The organism is Rhodococcus sp. AC861, from assembly GCF_979256035.1.
This window is the reverse complement of the sequence record NZ_CEEDMW010000004.1, coordinates 82,675-96,425: the sequence shown is the minus strand read 5'-3', so window position 1 is coordinate 96,425 and position 13,751 is coordinate 82,675. Positions and strand designations below refer to the sequence as shown.

Annotated in this window: 14 protein-coding genes; 9 read left to right on the top strand and 5 right to left on the bottom strand. The window is 68.1% G+C overall.

Annotated elements, in window-relative coordinates:
- Positions 1-16 precede the first annotated feature (16 nt).
- Positions 17-1,222 (top strand): pyridoxal phosphate-dependent aminotransferase, encoded by a 1,206-nt coding sequence (locus AC0IX4_RS13900; RefSeq protein WP_471829442.1) that lies wholly within the window; start codon positions 17-19, stop codon positions 1,220-1,222.
- Positions 1,219-2,268 carry an AraC family transcriptional regulator gene (locus AC0IX4_RS13895; RefSeq protein WP_042573850.1) on the top strand — a complete coding sequence of 350 codons (1,050 nt, stop codon included), beginning with the start codon at positions 1,219-1,221 and terminating at the stop codon, positions 2,266-2,268. Before AC0IX4_RS13900 ends, AC0IX4_RS13895 begins: the two co-directional genes overlap by 4 nt.
- On the opposite strand, the gene AC0IX4_RS13890 is transcribed toward AC0IX4_RS13895, so the two are convergent.
- Together AC0IX4_RS13890 and AC0IX4_RS13885 are read right to left on the bottom strand one after the other, a co-directional pair.
- Positions 2,257-3,849 (bottom strand): GMC family oxidoreductase, encoded by a 1,593-nt coding sequence (locus AC0IX4_RS13890; protein WP_471829440.1) that lies wholly within the window; start codon positions 3,847-3,849, stop codon positions 2,257-2,259. The genes AC0IX4_RS13895 and AC0IX4_RS13890 overlap by 12 nt on opposite strands.
- Before the next feature lies 1 nt (position 3,850).
- On the bottom strand, positions 3,851-5,587 hold the full coding sequence (locus AC0IX4_RS13885; protein ID WP_471829439.1) for an aldehyde dehydrogenase family protein: 1,737 nt from the start codon (positions 5,585-5,587) through the stop codon (positions 3,851-3,853).
- Between the two features lie 126 nt (positions 5,588-5,713).
- Between AC0IX4_RS13885 and AC0IX4_RS13880 the strand changes: the two genes are divergently transcribed.
- Together AC0IX4_RS13880 and AC0IX4_RS13875 are read left to right on the top strand one after the other, a co-directional pair.
- Complete coding sequence (locus AC0IX4_RS13880; RefSeq protein ID WP_471829438.1) at positions 5,714-6,919, top strand: PucR family transcriptional regulator; 1,206 nt, start codon at positions 5,714-5,716, stop codon at positions 6,917-6,919.
- 40 nt (positions 6,920-6,959) lie between these two features.
- Entirely contained in the window at positions 6,960-7,589 is a 630-nt protein-coding gene (locus AC0IX4_RS13875) for an alpha-ketoglutarate-dependent dioxygenase AlkB (RefSeq protein ID WP_471829436.1), read from the top strand.
- On the opposite strand, the gene AC0IX4_RS13870 is transcribed toward AC0IX4_RS13875, so the two are convergent.
- Positions 7,555-8,637 carry a 3-deoxy-7-phosphoheptulonate synthase gene (locus AC0IX4_RS13870; protein WP_471829920.1) on the bottom strand — a complete coding sequence of 361 codons (1,083 nt, stop codon included), beginning with the start codon at positions 8,635-8,637 and terminating at the stop codon, positions 7,555-7,557. The two genes, AC0IX4_RS13875 and AC0IX4_RS13870, sit on opposite strands and share 35 nt — an antisense overlap.
- Positions 8,638-8,837: 200 nt before the next feature.
- Here AC0IX4_RS13870 and AC0IX4_RS13865 point away from each other — a divergent pair, with 200 nt between their 5' ends.
- The 4 genes from AC0IX4_RS13865 to AC0IX4_RS13850 all read left to right on the top strand — a co-directional run bounded on the left by AC0IX4_RS13865 (position 8,838) and on the right by AC0IX4_RS13850 (position 10,818).
- Positions 8,838-9,632 (top strand): DUF1206 domain-containing protein, encoded by a 795-nt coding sequence (locus AC0IX4_RS13865; protein ID WP_056070363.1) that lies wholly within the window; start codon positions 8,838-8,840, stop codon positions 9,630-9,632.
- A 67-nt stretch (positions 9,633-9,699) separates the two neighbouring features.
- Positions 9,700-9,858 carry a hypothetical protein gene (locus tag AC0IX4_RS13860; protein ID WP_471829434.1) on the top strand — a complete coding sequence of 53 codons (159 nt, stop codon included), beginning with the start codon at positions 9,700-9,702 and terminating at the stop codon, positions 9,856-9,858.
- A 78-nt stretch (positions 9,859-9,936) separates the two neighbouring features.
- Positions 9,937-10,368 carry a MarR family winged helix-turn-helix transcriptional regulator gene (locus AC0IX4_RS13855; RefSeq protein WP_471829433.1) on the top strand — a complete coding sequence of 144 codons (432 nt, stop codon included), beginning with the start codon at positions 9,937-9,939 and terminating at the stop codon, positions 10,366-10,368.
- A 27-nt stretch (positions 10,369-10,395) separates the two neighbouring features.
- Complete coding sequence (locus AC0IX4_RS13850) at positions 10,396-10,818, top strand: organic hydroperoxide resistance protein (protein ID WP_056070367.1); 423 nt, start codon at positions 10,396-10,398, stop codon at positions 10,816-10,818.
- 3 nt (positions 10,819-10,821) lie between these two features.
- Here AC0IX4_RS13850 and AC0IX4_RS13845 read toward each other — a convergent pair whose 3' ends face one another.
- A complete protein-coding gene (locus tag AC0IX4_RS13845; RefSeq protein ID WP_471829432.1) occupies positions 10,822-11,706 on the bottom strand; it encodes an oxidoreductase in 885 nt (294 codons plus the stop codon).
- 135 nt (positions 11,707-11,841) lie between these two features.
- On the opposite strand from AC0IX4_RS13845, the gene AC0IX4_RS13840 reads away from it, so the two are divergent.
- A complete protein-coding gene (locus AC0IX4_RS13840; RefSeq protein WP_471829919.1) occupies positions 11,842-12,693 on the top strand; it encodes a pseudouridine synthase in 852 nt (283 codons plus the stop codon).
- On the opposite strand, the gene AC0IX4_RS13835 is transcribed toward AC0IX4_RS13840, so the two are convergent.
- Positions 12,635-13,729: a hypothetical protein gene (locus AC0IX4_RS13835; RefSeq protein ID WP_471829431.1), complete on the bottom strand. Its 1,095-nt coding sequence runs from the start codon at positions 13,727-13,729 to the stop codon at positions 12,635-12,637. The two genes, AC0IX4_RS13840 and AC0IX4_RS13835, sit on opposite strands and share 59 nt — an antisense overlap.
- Between the last annotated feature and the right edge of the window lie 22 nt (positions 13,730-13,751).

Here is a 13,751-nt window from a genome sequence, read left to right as displayed (position 1 = left end):
CCGCTAGGCTTTGTCCATGTCCGTGACCGATGGTGAGGCTGTGAACGAGCGCGATATCCCCACGGTGGCCCGCCTTCGTCCGTTCGGCTCGACCATCTTTGCCGAGATGACGGCTTTGGCCGCGACGCACGACGCGGTCAATCTCGGTCAGGGGTTTCCCGACACCGACGGGCCCGCACGCATGCTCGAGGTGGCGCAGGAAGCAATCGCGTCCGGCCTGAACCAGTATCCGCCGGGCCCGGGCATGAAAGTGCTGCGCGACGCGATAGCCGGCGACCGCGCGCGGCGGTACGGCACGCAGTACGACCCGGACTCGGAGATCCTCGTGACCGTGGGAGCCACCGAGGCGATCAGTGCCGCGATGCTCGGACTGGTCGAGGCAGGCGACGAGGTGCTGTTGATCGAGCCGTACTACGACTCGTACGCCGCCGCGGTCGCCCTCGCCGGCGCACGACGACGCACGGTCCCGCTGGTTGTCGACGGCGACCGCTTCGCCCTGGACGTCGATGCCCTGCGCTCGTCGGTGGGGCCGCACACGCGGATGATCGTCGTCAATTCTCCGCACAATCCGACCGGAACCGTCTTCACGACACAGGAACTCGCCGCGATCGCCGAGGTCGCGTGCGAGCACGATCTGCTGGTGCTGACGGACGAGGTGTACGAACGGCTGGTCTTCGACGACGCCGTGCACACCCCTCTGGCGACGTTCGACGGAATGGCCGAGCGGACCATCACAGTCTCGAGCGCCGCGAAGACCTTCAACGCCACCGGCTGGAAGACCGGATGGGCCTGTGGGCCCGCACCGTTGATCGCGGCGGTCAAGACCGCCAAGCAGTTCCTGACCTTCGTGGGCGGCGCACCGTTCCAGCCGGCGGTGGCGCACGCACTCGAGCACGAGAGCGCGTGGGTCGACTCCCTCCGTGCGGGGCTTCAGACCAAGCGGGATGTGCTCTCGACAGCCCTGTCCGACGCCGGCCTGGGCGTCAAGCGCAGCGAGGGAACGTACTTCGTGTGTGCGGACATCGCCCCGCTCGGTGAGCACGACGCCGACGCGTTCTGCCGTGCGCTGCCCGAACGTATCGGTGTGGTCGGGGTGCCGGTGGACGCCTTCGTCGACCACCGCGAGGGGTGGAACACGTTGGTGCGCTTCGCATTCTGCAAGCAGGACGAGGTTCTCGCCGAGGCAGCCGCCCGCCTGGCTCGTCTCGCCGACACGGCATGACGAGCGAGAGTCCGGCGTCTCCGACCATTTCCGTCGAGTTCGTCCGCACCGCCGTGGCCTTGGCCCGCGAGACAGGGCTCGATCTGACTGCGTGTCTGCGCGAGGCCGACATCGACCCGCACGTGCTGTCCCGCCCGGGCGCCCGCCTCACCACCGATCAGGTGACCCGGTTGACGCGAGCGTTGTGGCAGATGACCGGGGACGAGCTGATGGGCCTGGGGTCCGCGCCGGTGCGACGCGGTACGTTCCGCGCCCTCAGCCTGACGATGATCCATCGCCCGGACCTCGGCAGTGCGCTCGAGCGCATGGTCGACGTGGGGCGAGCGTTTCCCGGCGTGCCTCGCGGCGTGCTGATGCGCGGGGGCGGCCGCGCTCGACTCGAACTCACCGACACCCCGACGATGTTGGACGGTCAACTCTCCCCCGAGGTGGCGGCAGCGGCACGACGGATCCAGATCGAGTTCCTGCTGATCCTGTGGCATCGCTTCTCGGCGTGGCTCATCGGCCGTCGCCTGAAACTTCTGTCCGTGGAGATGCCGTTCCCCGAGCCCGCGCAGCCGTCGCCTCGCGTCTACGACGACATCTTCGGGGTGCACGTGAGATTCGGCAGCGACGTCGCCGCCCTCGAGTTCGACGACGCCATCATGGCGTCGCCGTTGGTGCAGACCGAGGAATCGCTCGAGGAGTACCTGCGCGAGTCGCCCAACCGCCTGTTCTCGGAGCGGGACTACGGGTCCAGCGCAGCGAGCGTGGTGCGACGCGCGCTCGCTCTGGGGGCGATGGGCAGGGCGTCGACCACCACCGACATCGCCGCGATGCTGTCCATCAGCGTTCCGCACCTGCGTCGACTCCTGCGCCAGGAAGGCACGTCGCTGGGGGAACTCCGCGACGAGGTGCTCCGGGACGCGGCGGTGGCCGGGCTCGAACGGGGCGAGACGGCCGAGGAGATCTCGACCCGCCTCGGCTTCTCCGAGCCCAGCGCGTTCCGCCGCGCCTTCAAGCGGTGGACCGGAGTGACCCCCGGTTCCTATCGCTCACACGCGTGACGCGCTCAGGATCATCTCCGATGCCTTCTCTCCGATGAGCACCGACGGCGCGTGCGTGTGGCCCCGGATGATCGTGGGCATCACCGACGCGTCGGCGACCCGGAGTCCGGACACGCCGCGGACCCGGAGTTCGGGGTCGACGACCGAGTTCGCATCCGACCCCATCCGGCAGGTGCCCACCGGGTGATACAGCGTGTGCGACATGGTGTCCAGCGATTCGGTCAGCGCCTCGTCGAGGGCCTCGCTGTGGCGCAGGACCGGCCGGACCATCTCCCCCAGCCGTGACTTGAGTGGCTCGGTCTGCGCGATGTCCGCGCAGTAGCGGAGCCCGCTGAGCATGGCGGCACGGTCGATGCCGTCCGCGTCGGACAGGTACCGCGGATCCACGACGGCCTTGTCCAGCGGCTGCGACGACCGTAGCGAGATGCGCCCACGGCTCTCCGGCTTGAGCAGGATCGACCCGAGGATGGCAGCGTGGGAATCGGCCGGGATCAGTCCCTCGTCGAAGAACGGAGCGGGCGCGAACAGCAGCTCGAGATCCGGGAGATCGAGGGAGTCGCGACTGCGCACGAACCCGTACGCCTCACCGACGTTCGAGGTGAGCATGCCGCGACGCCGCGCGAGATAGTTGATCAGCTCCGGGATCTTCTCGGCCGTGAACAGGGTGTCGGACTGCACGCCGTATCCCAACGCGGACACCAGGTGGTCCATGAGATTCTCGCCGACCTCCGGTGCCGCGTGCACCACGTCGATGCGGTGCTCGGCCAGGTGCTCGGGATTACCGATACCGGAGAGCATCAGCAGCTGGGGAGTGTTGATGGCGCCTCCGGACAGGATCACCTCCGCCCTCGCTCGAACGGTGTGCAGCGCACCGTCCTTCGAGTACTCGACGCCGACGGCGCGTGTTCCCTCGAACAGCACCCGCGTCGCCTGCGCCTCCGTCACCACCGTCAGGTTGGGACGTGACATCGCCGGTCGAAGGTACGCGTCGGCGCAACTCCAGCGGGCGCCGCGCTTCTGGGTGACCATGGTCTCGGTCATACCCTTGGGCGCCGGCAGGTTGGCGCGCTCGGTCGACAATCCGAGCGCCGCAGCGGCTTCCAGGTACGCCGCGGTGATCTTGCGAGGACTCCGCTGCTTGGACACGTGCAGGGGCCCACCGGTCCCCTCGTCGGATTCCGTGGCACCTTCCAAGTTCTCGATCCGTCGGAAGGTCTCGACGACGCTGTCGAACGACCAGTTCTGCCCTGCCGCCTCGGCCCAGTCGTCGTAGTCGGCGGCGAATCCGCGCACCCACATCATGGCGTTCATCGACGACGAGCCGCCGAGCATCTTCCCGCGCGGCCAGAAGATCCTGCGGCCCGCCAGTTCCGCCTGCGGTTCGGTGTCGTAGTCCCAGTCCATCTCGGAGCGGAACAACTTGGAGAAGCCTGCCGGGATGTGGACGAACTTGTCCTTGTCCTCGGGCCCCGCCTCGAGGACGACGACGTCGTTGGCGGACGACGCGCTCAAGCGGTTGGCGATGACGCAGCCGGCGGAACCTGCGCCGACGACGACGTAGTCGGTGGTGATCTCGGGCATGTCAGCCTCTCAGAGCGGATGCGAAGATGGCGGGCAGAGCTTTCCAGGACGGTGCCGCCGCGAAGGCCGTGAAGCGCTTCGCCGTGGTGGCTGCCGTGCGATTGGTGACGAACCACGGCGGCTTCGGGGACAGAGTCATCTCGCCCTTCAGGATGGAGCGCGGCGACGGCCGGAACGGTCCGCGGACGACGGTGCGCTCGGGCCGGTCGATCAGGAGAGCGTTGTGCACCACACCGATTCCGCTCTGGACGTCGTCCAGGGTGTGCCCCGGGAACGCACCCCAGGTCGCGGCCGCGGTCAGGAATCCGACTCCGGTCCACGCGTTCAATGCGACGGTTCCGTAGCGGAGGCTCTCGATCATCGTGTCCACCCCGCGTCCCATCTCCGACAGCGTGGCGGGGTGGGCGATGATGTTGACTCCGAGTGTCCCGACGAACTCCTCGTTGGCCATGCGCACTGCCTCGGAGACGTATCGCTCACCGCTGTAGGGGATCTCGATGACGCCGAGGACCGGCGCGAAGTACTCGGTGGTGAGCAGCGCACGGTAGCGGTCGGGGTCGAGATCGCTGACGAGGGTGCGCTCGCCGGCAGGTCCGAGGGACTGCGCGCCGGGGTAGTCCGCTCGCGCTCCGGCGACACGGGTAGCGCTGCCCGGGTAGTAGGCGTCGCGGCCGGGGGCGTCGTGAAGGGCCTTGCGCAGCGCCGCCAGGAACTTGTCGCGCTTGTCCCACTCGGAGGAGATGACGACGACCTGCGCTGCGACACAGTTGTATCCGCCGTTGTGCAGGCGCTGGGTGACCACGTGCTCGGCCTGGAACGCGATGTCCGCGTCCGACCAGTCGCCGGGAAGCACGATGACGGGCGAGACGCCGCCGAGTTCGCTCGAGATGGGCACGTCGAGGACGGGAGTGTTCGCCTTCTTGCGTGCCGCGCCCTCCTCCCCCGTCCCGAACACGATGGCGTCGTGCGTCAGCGAGCTGCCGGTCATGTGGACGTGCGCGACACCGTCGTGACGCACCAGGTAGCCCCCGACATCGGGACCGCCGGTCAGGATGCGGACCGCACCGATGTCGATGAGCGGCGCGAAGGCCGCACGCAGCACCGGTGCCATCGGATCGGTGACCGGGTTGAGCTTGAGTGCCACGACCCGATTGTGGGCGACGAGTTCGTAGAGGGTGTCGAGCGGTGCGATGGACGTGATGTTGCCGGCGCCGAGCACCACACCGATGCCTCCGGTGGTGGCCGGATCACGTTGCGCCAGACCGGCGTTCTTCCTGGCCGTGTCCGCGTCGACACCCGGCTCGAGCCACACCTCGGCGCTGAACCCGTTGAGCAGCAAGGTGTCGAAGATGTTGGAGGGCAGCACCTTCACCGTGGTGCGACCACCGGGAGCAGTGCCCAGATCGACGCCCGTCAACGGACTGCGGCCGGCGTCGAGCTGACGGATGCTCTGCGCGAGCACGCCGCATGCGGTGATCACCGAGTACGGACCCGACAACCATTCCTCGCCCATCAACGGCGACGACGCGGGGAGCTTCTTGAAGACGGCAGCGGCGTCGACCCACGCCTGGGCGTGCTTCGCCGTCAGTGCGCTGACCTCGTCGAGAAGTCGGGCGCGGTCGGCGAGCGAGGTGCGACCCCACACCGTCTCGCCCTGCGCGAGATCGGTCAGGGCGGTGTCGACGTCGGGAAAGGTGGGTGAGTCGGTGGTGCTCGAGGACAATTCGCCTGTGGTCATAGGTTCGATTGTGACGTGCACTACATGCGGTGACCATAGGCACGCGCCGGTGCCTGACCGCGGCGCATTGTGCCCGCGCACAGTAGGGGTGTGGCGCCCGTTACACGCGGCCCGTAGGGTCGAGGAATGTCGACACCCGTGGTCACTCGCCCGACCGGCGCCGCGCCTCTGACCTCGGAGTCGCTCGCTTCCCAGCTACGAGCCCATGTGGGTGAGCTCAGCGACCGGCTCGTCGCCGACATCCTGACGGTCGAGCAGTCCTACCTCGACTCGACGTCGCTGACGCGCGATCAGCTGGACACGGTGTGCACCGGCAATCTCCGATCCATGCTCGACGCCCTGGCCTCCGGCGGTACCGGCGATCTGGAGCCCGCACGAGCAGCCGGTCGCATCAAAGCCGAGAACGGAGTCCCGCTCGCAGCGCTGCTGCACGCGTTCCGTCTCGGCGGGCGGTTGATCTGGCAGGAACTCACCGTGACAGCCGCCGGTCGCACACCGGAAGTGCTGCTCGCCATGGCGACGGACGTCTGGGCGATGGTGGACACGTACTCGGACGCCGCCGCCGACGCCTACCGGGATGCCGCGGACCGCCTGGCGCTGGACGACGCGGACGCACGCCGCCGAGTCCTCCGAGCCCTGTTCGACGAGGCCTCGTCCGACCCGTCGTCGCTGCTCGACGCGTTGCGGACGTTCCGTATCCCCGACTCCGGGCACTTCACCGTGGTCTCGGCGGAGACATCGCTCGAGCGTGGCGCGCTGTCCGGTCGCGCCCGCGACGCCGTGCTCGCTGCCGGTGTCGACTCGGTGTGGGACACCGACGCGGACGGCCACCTGGGCCTACTGGTCGGATCGTCGGATGCGGCCCTGGATCGTGCCGTCGAGACCCTCGGCGCCCTGTACGGCACCAGGGTCGGTGTCGGGACGTACTTCCACCGGTCGCTCGCGACTCCGGCCGCCGTGGCCCAGGCCCGCAGCGCCCGACGATGCGCTCCGGCGGGGAGCGCGCGGGTGATCCGCTACGACGCGTCCCCGATTCCACTCCTGCTGGTCACGACGCCCGACGCGGCCGCCCTGGCTGCCCGTCAGATACTCGGACCGCTGGCCACGTCCGCGGTCGACGACCGCGTGAGTCTTCTCGACACTCTCGATGCCTGGTTCGCCTCGGGGGGATCCACCACGGCGGCGGCCGACGCGCTGCACTATCACCGCAACACGGTGCTCTACCGGCTCCGCCGGATCCACGAGCTGACCGGGCGCGATCACACCGACCCCGCCCAGGCCGCCGAGTTGTACGTCGGACTCCGCGCCGCCGAACTCGCCGGTCTGCGCTGACCACTAGAACATGCGTTCGACTCCGCGCTAGAATGGCTCGATGAGTTACGCACTTCAGGCGTCCCTGTTCGACGATGCCGCGGACGGACCGTCACTCGGCCCGCTGTCGGACATCAGGCGGACGACGCTGACGGACGGGGCGTGGATCGACGTACTGCCGGGGTGGGTCCGTGGGTCGGACGCTCTGTTCGACACCCTGGTCGAGGACGTTCCGTGGCGCGCCGAGCGTCGTCCGATGTACGACCGGGTGGTCGACGTGCCGCGGCTGATCTCGTTCTACCCCGACCCGGCACGGCTCCCGTCACCCGCTCTCGTCGAGGCCGGAGACGCGTTGAGTCGGCACTACCGAGCAGAACTCGGCGAGGACTTCGCGACGGCCGGGCTCTGCTTCTACCGGGACGGCAAGGACAGCGTCGCGTGGCACGGGGACGACATCGGGCGCGGCGCCCGCGAGGACACGATGGTCGCCATCGTGTCCTTCGGCGCAGCGCGGTCGCTGCTGCTGCGACCGCGCGGCGGTGGTCCGTCGGTGAGACATGCACTCGGACACGGTGATCTGATCGTCATGGGCGGTTCGTGCCAGCGGACCTGGGAACACAGCATCCCCAAGACCGCACGACCGACCGGTCCTCGCATCAGCGTCCAGTTCCGGCCCCACGGCGTGCGCTGACCGCGTCGGCGAGCGCGCGCAGTGCCGTGGCCGTGTCGTCCCATCCGATGCACGCGTCGGTCACCGACTGGCCGTAGGTCAGGTCGGCATCGCGTCCGGAGAGAAGGTCCTGGCGGCCCTCGACGAGGAAACTTTCGATCATGACGCCGATGACGGCGCGGTCACCGGCCGCCACTCGGTCGGCGATATCGCCCAGGACCACGTTCTGGCGACGATGATCCTTGGCGCTGTTGCCGTGGCTGACGTCGACGACCACCCGACCCGGCCGACCGGCGAGCTCGAGGCGCCGAGCCGCGTCGGCAACCGAGGCCGCATCGAAATTCGGTCCTGCGGTGCCGCCGCGCAGGATCACGTGGGAATCGGCGTTTCCGTCGGTACGCACGATGGCGACTCGGCCGTCGTCGTCGACACCGGGGAACACGTGCGCCGACGACGCGGACCTGATGCCGTCGACGGCCACCTGGACGTCGCCGTCGGTGCCGTTCTTGATGCCCACCGGCATCGGCAGGCCGCTCACCATCTGCCGATGCACCTGGGAGGACGCCGTTCTCGCCCCGATCGCCCCGTAGGTCACCAGGTCCGACAGGTGACCGGAGATCATCGGGTCCAGGAACTCCGTCGCCGCCGGCAGACCGGCGTCGACGATGTCCGCGAGGATCCGGCGCGCAGCACGGAGGCCGCCGTCCAGATCGTCCGATCCGTCGAGACGAGGGTCGGAGAGCAGCCCTTTCCACCCGACCGTGGTGCGCGGCTTCTCGAAGTACACCCGCATGATCACCTGTATCCGGTCGGCCAACTCCCCCGACAGGACGGCGAGACGCTGCGCGTAGTCCATCGCCGCAGCCGGGTCGTGAATCGAGCAGGGCCCCACGACGACGGCGATGCGATCGTCGTCGCCGGCAAGGATGCGGCGCAGTTCGGCACGACTGTCGGCGACGCGAGCGGGCGCGAACGGCGACGACGGCACGGCAGAGCGAAGCTCACGAGGTGAGAGGAGTGGGCCCGTCAGGATCTGATCGGGCGCGGTGTCCAGAGCAAGAGTCACGATGATTGTCCTCGTCGGGCTCGGGTGACCCGGCACGACCGACGAACGCACTTCCACGCGAGCCGGTCCTGCCGGCTCGTCGGGTGGGGTTGGTCAGCGCATGGTTCCGCTGACCGGACCACCGAGGGCCGGCCTGCTGAACCAAAAATATGCTCGCTGCACATCTGCACTGTAGCGGACAGCGAACGTGGGACGATACGTCGATGTCTGACGCGAGATCCACAGGTGACCGGATACAACGCAGTCCCGGCTTCGAGAAGGCCGCACGGGCAGGTCATCTCGGCAGCGGAGTCGTCCATCTCCTGATCGGCTACATCACCGTGCGACTCGCCCTGGGCGGCGGCGGGAACGCCGACCAGTCGGGCGCACTCGGCGAGCTCGCCTCGCGTCCGGGTGGCGCCGTCGTGCTGTGGATCGCCGTCGTGGCGTTCGTGGCGCTCGCCGCGTGGCGCGCGGTCGAGGCGAGCGTCGGCAAGAAGTCCGACGCCGATTCCGGAGGTGTGACCGACCGCCTCAAAGCGGCGTCTCTGGCCGTGGTCTACCTTGCCTTCGCCTGGTCGGCCTTCACCTTCGCGAGCGGATCCGGGAAGTCGAGCGGGCAGCAGAACGCGGGTATCACCGCGCGGTTGATGGAGTCCGGCATCGGCAAGGTCGTACTGATCGTGGCCGCCGTGGTCATCGTCGCCGTCGGCATCTACCACGTCTACAAGGGTGTTTCCACGAACTTCACGGACGATCTGCAGGGCGGGGTGGGACGGCCGGTCCGGGCGATCGGTGTGGCCGGCTACTCGGCCAAGGGCCTGGTGCTCACCGGCGCGGGTGTGCTGGTGGCCGTCGCGGTGCTGACTGCCGACCCGAGCAAGGCCACCGGACTGGACGGAGCTCTCAAGACCCTGGGATCGCAGCCGTTCGGGCAGGTACTCCTCGTCCTGGCCGGACTCGGTCTCGCGCTGTACGGCGTGTACGCCTTCGTGCTCGCGCGTCACGCCAAGATGTAGGAGTTCTTCGGCGAACCCGTGGGCCGTTCACAGCCTTTTACCAGCGACGTAGTGCACACTACGGGGTATGAGTTTGCTGCACACTCCGAAAACCTCCACGGCACCCGTTACCGAGGGTCACTACCCATCGGTGCCCACCACCCCGCTCACCACGCCGTCGCGTCCGACGGACGACGCCTACCCGGGCATCCTCCGCACCCTCGCGATGTTCCTCTTCGCGCGCTGACCGTCGTCGAGCGTCATTGAGACTATCGCCAGGTGTGAAAGGTTGTGCACAATCTAGTTGTGCACTACTGTTCGGGGAGTGAACGACACACTGGCTCTCGACAAGCAGCTGTGCTTCGCCCTCTACTCGGCGTCGCGCGCCACCACGGCGGTCTACCGGCCGCTGCTCGACGATCTCGGCGTCACCTACCCCCAGTACCTTGTCCTCCTGGCGCTGTGGGAACAGGACGGCTTGGGCGTCTCCGAACTCGGAGCACGCCTGGACCTGGACTCCGGGACCCTGTCACCGCTGCTCAAGAGGATCGAGACGATCGGCTTGGTCACCAGGGAACGATCCCCCGATGACGAGCGTCGCGTCGAGATCCGCCTGACCGACGCCGGCCACGCTCTGCGTGACCGTGCGCGATCCATACCGGAGTGCATCTTCACCGCGTCGGGGCTGACCGCCGACGAAGCCACCACGCTCGTCGCCCTCGTCCGTAAGACGACGGCCGCACTCCGCCACTCCTGAACTCACCCGCAACAGAAAGGCTCACTCATGAAGACCCTGTACACCGCCGAGGCACTCGCCACCGGAGAAGGCCGCGACGGCCACGGACGCACCACCGACGGCAAGGTCGACGTCGACCTGTCGATCCCGACCGAGATGGGCGGCAACGGCAAGGGCACCAATCCCGAGCAGCTCTTCGCTGTCGGGTACGCAGCCTGCTACCACTCCGCACTGCGCATGGTCGCCGGCCAGCAGAAGGCCGACGTCTCCGACTCGTCCGTCGGCGCGAAGGTGAGCATCGGCCCGAACGACGCCGGCGGCTTCCAGCTCGCCGTCGTCCTCGAGGTGACCCTCCCCAACCTCGACCACGACACGGCGCAGGCCCTCGCGGACAAGGCCCACGAGGTCTGCCCCTACAGCAACGCCACCCGCGGAAACATCGACGTCCAGATCACCGTCAGCGACGACTGAGCACTAGATCGGGTACGTCACGCCCGTGAGCTCGACGGACTTGTCCCAGAGCTCACGGGCAGTTCTCTCGTCGTGAGACGCCTTGTTCGAGCCCACCTTCTTCGGATAGCCGCTGAGCTCCTGGAAGCCGTCCGGGCCGTAGTACCCACCCGAGTCGAGTCCGGGCTCGGTGGCTGCGTACAGCTCGGGCAGGCTGCCCATGTACGCCGACTGAGCGAACAACCGGCCGATCGACATAACGGCGTCCTGGAACGACTCGGTGCGCCCCTGCAGTTCGGTCGACGAATATCCGGGATGGGCCGCGAACGACTTCAGCGGTGCTCCTGCCGCACGCAGACGTCGGTCCAACTCGTAGGCGAAGATGAGGTTGGACAGCTTGGACTGCCCGTACGCACCCCATCGGCTGTAGCGACGGTTCTCGTAGTTCGGGTCGGACACCTTCAGCCCCGGCACCTGGTGCATGAAGCTCGACATGGTGACTACCCGATCGGTGATCCTGTCCAGCAACAGACCGGTCAAGGCGAAGTGGCCGAGGTGGTTCGTGCCGAACTGCATCTCGAACCCGTCCGCAGTCTTCTTGTGCGGCAACGCCATCACCCCGGCGTTGTTGATCAGCACATCGATCTCGGGGGTGTTCTCCGCGAACTCCCGCACCGAGCTCAGATCCGCCAGATCGAGTCGACGGACCTGCGCGCGCTCACCGATCTCGGCTGCGATCGGCGCGGCCTTCTCGACCGTCCGGCACGCGAGGACGACGTTCGCACCGGCCCGCCCCAATGCCTTGGCCGCCTCGGCGCCCAGCCCGCTGTTCGCCCCCGTGACGACGAAGGTCCGACCGGATTGATCCGCGATGTCGGTCTCGGCCCATCTACGTGTCTTCGTTGCCATCGTTCATCCCCCAGAATGTTGCTCGTCGACCGATCCTGCTCGTGCGACACGACACTACTGACGCGCACGCGCTTTACTTGATCGGTGCCCGCACCCCTGCCCATCCGCAACGGACTGAATCCGACGCGGATCCGCATGCCCGAGGTGTCGTCCGTCGGCGACACCGTCGTGGGGTACCTGTCCGGCAGGTTCCCGGGCGATGCGGACTCACTGCGCGCGAAGGTGGCGGCCGGCGAGGTGGTCGACAGCGCCGGACGACCGGTGTCCACCGAATCACCGCTGGTCCCGAGGTCGGACATCTACCTCTACCGGGATCCCCCGTTCGAGCCCGAGGTGCCGTTCGCCATGGAGATCATCCACCGCGACGACGCCATCGTCGTGGTGGACAAACCTCATTTCCTGGCCACCACGCCGCGCGGCCGATTCGTCGTGCAGACGGCGTTGACTCGTCTCCGCCGCGTGCTGGGGAACGACGAACTGTCCCCCGCGCATCGGCTCGACAGACTGACCGCCGGTGTCCTGATCTTCACCGCGCGCACCGACGTGCGGCGGGCGTACCAGGAGATGTTCCGCGACCGCACGATGACGAAGGTCTACGAGGCGGTCGCTGCGGAGTCGTCCACGACCACGTTCCCGCGCACGGTGACAAGTCGCATCGTCAAGGAACGGGGGTCGTTGCAGGCCCTGGAGGTCGCCGGCGAGGCCAACAGCGAGACCCTGGTGGAGAAGATCGGCAGCGGGGGCGCGCTGGCGCACTACCGCCTACACCCGCGCACCGGCAAGACGCACCAGCTGCGCGTCCACATGGCGTCACTCGGCTTACCGATCGTCGGCGACTCGCTGTACCCCGTTCCGCGCGAGGTGGCTGTCGACGACTATCGGGATCCCCTGCAACTTCTCGCGCGGAGCATCACCTTCACCGACCCGATCACAGGCGCACCGCGGCACTTCGAGTCTCGGCGGAGCCTCGGGCCGTTCGGATCGTGATCTGGTGCGAGATCGCGGCGAGGGTCAGCAGGCCTATCGCCAGATTGCTCAGGGCCGCGAATCCGGTCTCGGCGAAGTCGACGAGCGCGCCGAGCAGCGCGTAGATCAGCGCGGCGGTGCGCAGCCTGCGTAGCGGCCACTGCGCCCCCGTGCGACGCCGGGCGATCAGCGCGGGGAGCGCGAGAACGACTGTCGCACAAGCGGTCAGCCACAGGATGCCGCCGGACAGGGTCATGCGGTCCAGGGTCACGTCCAGATCGTCGCTCTCGATCACCAGGCCGCCGGTGAGCAGCTGCGCCACCCCGGCCAGCACGGTCGCCAGGGCCGTCACGACCATCAGCCACGACAACACGGTCACCCACCGCGGGCTCGTCAGCATCGACGGCACGGCGCGTGACGTACGCGCACGCCAGACCGTCGTCCGGGACGACGCCGGCGCGCACCGGGTCAGGATAGTGTCGATGCCGGCGACGACCTCGGCGTCGGCGCCCGTCAGCCGCGCCCTGTCCAGAAGCTCCCGCGCGAGTTCGCGGCGCGATTCAGGAAGTCCGCCGATCACACCGTCGGCGGCGATGGCGGCGGCGTTCGCCAGGCACTCACGCGAGGTCGGCTTGCGGAGGTCACGCACTGTCCGGCTGAGGATCAGAACCAGCACGACGGTCACGTACATGATCTCGGCCGACGGTCCGTAGAAGTAGTCGTTGTCCTTGGTCACGAACTTGCCGACTTCGTCGAGGAACAGTCCGAACCCCACACCGCCGAGGACCACCGCGACGGACCGGACACCGTAACCGAGGAACAGCCACCCCGACACGAGCGCTGCCATCATCAGCGCCCCGCCCCACAGCGCGTGCGCGATGTGCAGGGACCCGCCGCCCACCTGCGGATAGTCGGTCAGCTCGAGATACGCCCGGGTGAGGAGAATAGTGGCGACCGCGCCGATGACGAACAGCTCCACGGAGGACGTTCCGTGGGCACTGCGCACGATCGGCGTCCGCACGGGGATCGACACCGTCGGCGGCTTCGTGGTGGCCATCGTCGATTATGGCAACTCACAG

What these genes read in the sequence shown, in the direction of transcription:
- AC0IX4_RS13845 (WP_471829432.1), bottom strand. Translation starts at nt 11,706, where the DNA reads ATGGCAACGAAGACACGTAGATGGGCCGAGACCGACATCGCGGATCAA.
- AC0IX4_RS13880 (WP_471829438.1), top strand. Translation starts at nt 5,714, where the DNA reads ATGTCGACACCCGTGGTCACTCGCCCGACCGGCGCCGCGCCTCTGACC.
- AC0IX4_RS13890 (WP_471829440.1), bottom strand. Translation starts at nt 3,849, where the DNA reads ATGCCCGAGATCACCACCGACTACGTCGTCGTCGGCGCAGGTTCCGCC.
- AC0IX4_RS13850 (WP_056070367.1), top strand. Translation starts at nt 10,396, where the DNA reads ATGAAGACCCTGTACACCGCCGAGGCACTCGCCACCGGAGAAGGCCGC.
- AC0IX4_RS13885 (WP_471829439.1), bottom strand. Translation starts at nt 5,587, where the DNA reads ATGACCACAGGCGAATTGTCCTCGAGCACCACCGACTCACCCACCTTT.
- AC0IX4_RS13860 (WP_471829434.1), top strand. Translation starts at nt 9,700, where the DNA reads ATGAGTTTGCTGCACACTCCGAAAACCTCCACGGCACCCGTTACCGAG.
- AC0IX4_RS13900 (WP_471829442.1), top strand. Translation starts at nt 17, where the DNA reads ATGTCCGTGACCGATGGTGAGGCTGTGAACGAGCGCGATATCCCCACG.
- AC0IX4_RS13835 (WP_471829431.1), bottom strand. Translation starts at nt 13,729, where the DNA reads ATGGCCACCACGAAGCCGCCGACGGTGTCGATCCCCGTGCGGACGCCG.
- AC0IX4_RS13865 (WP_056070363.1), top strand. Translation starts at nt 8,838, where the DNA reads ATGTCTGACGCGAGATCCACAGGTGACCGGATACAACGCAGTCCCGGC.
- AC0IX4_RS13875 (WP_471829436.1), top strand. Translation starts at nt 6,960, where the DNA reads ATGAGTTACGCACTTCAGGCGTCCCTGTTCGACGATGCCGCGGACGGA.
- AC0IX4_RS13840 (WP_471829919.1), top strand. Translation starts at nt 11,842, where the DNA reads ATGCCCGAGGTGTCGTCCGTCGGCGACACCGTCGTGGGGTACCTGTCC.
- AC0IX4_RS13895 (WP_042573850.1), top strand. Translation starts at nt 1,219, where the DNA reads ATGACGAGCGAGAGTCCGGCGTCTCCGACCATTTCCGTCGAGTTCGTC.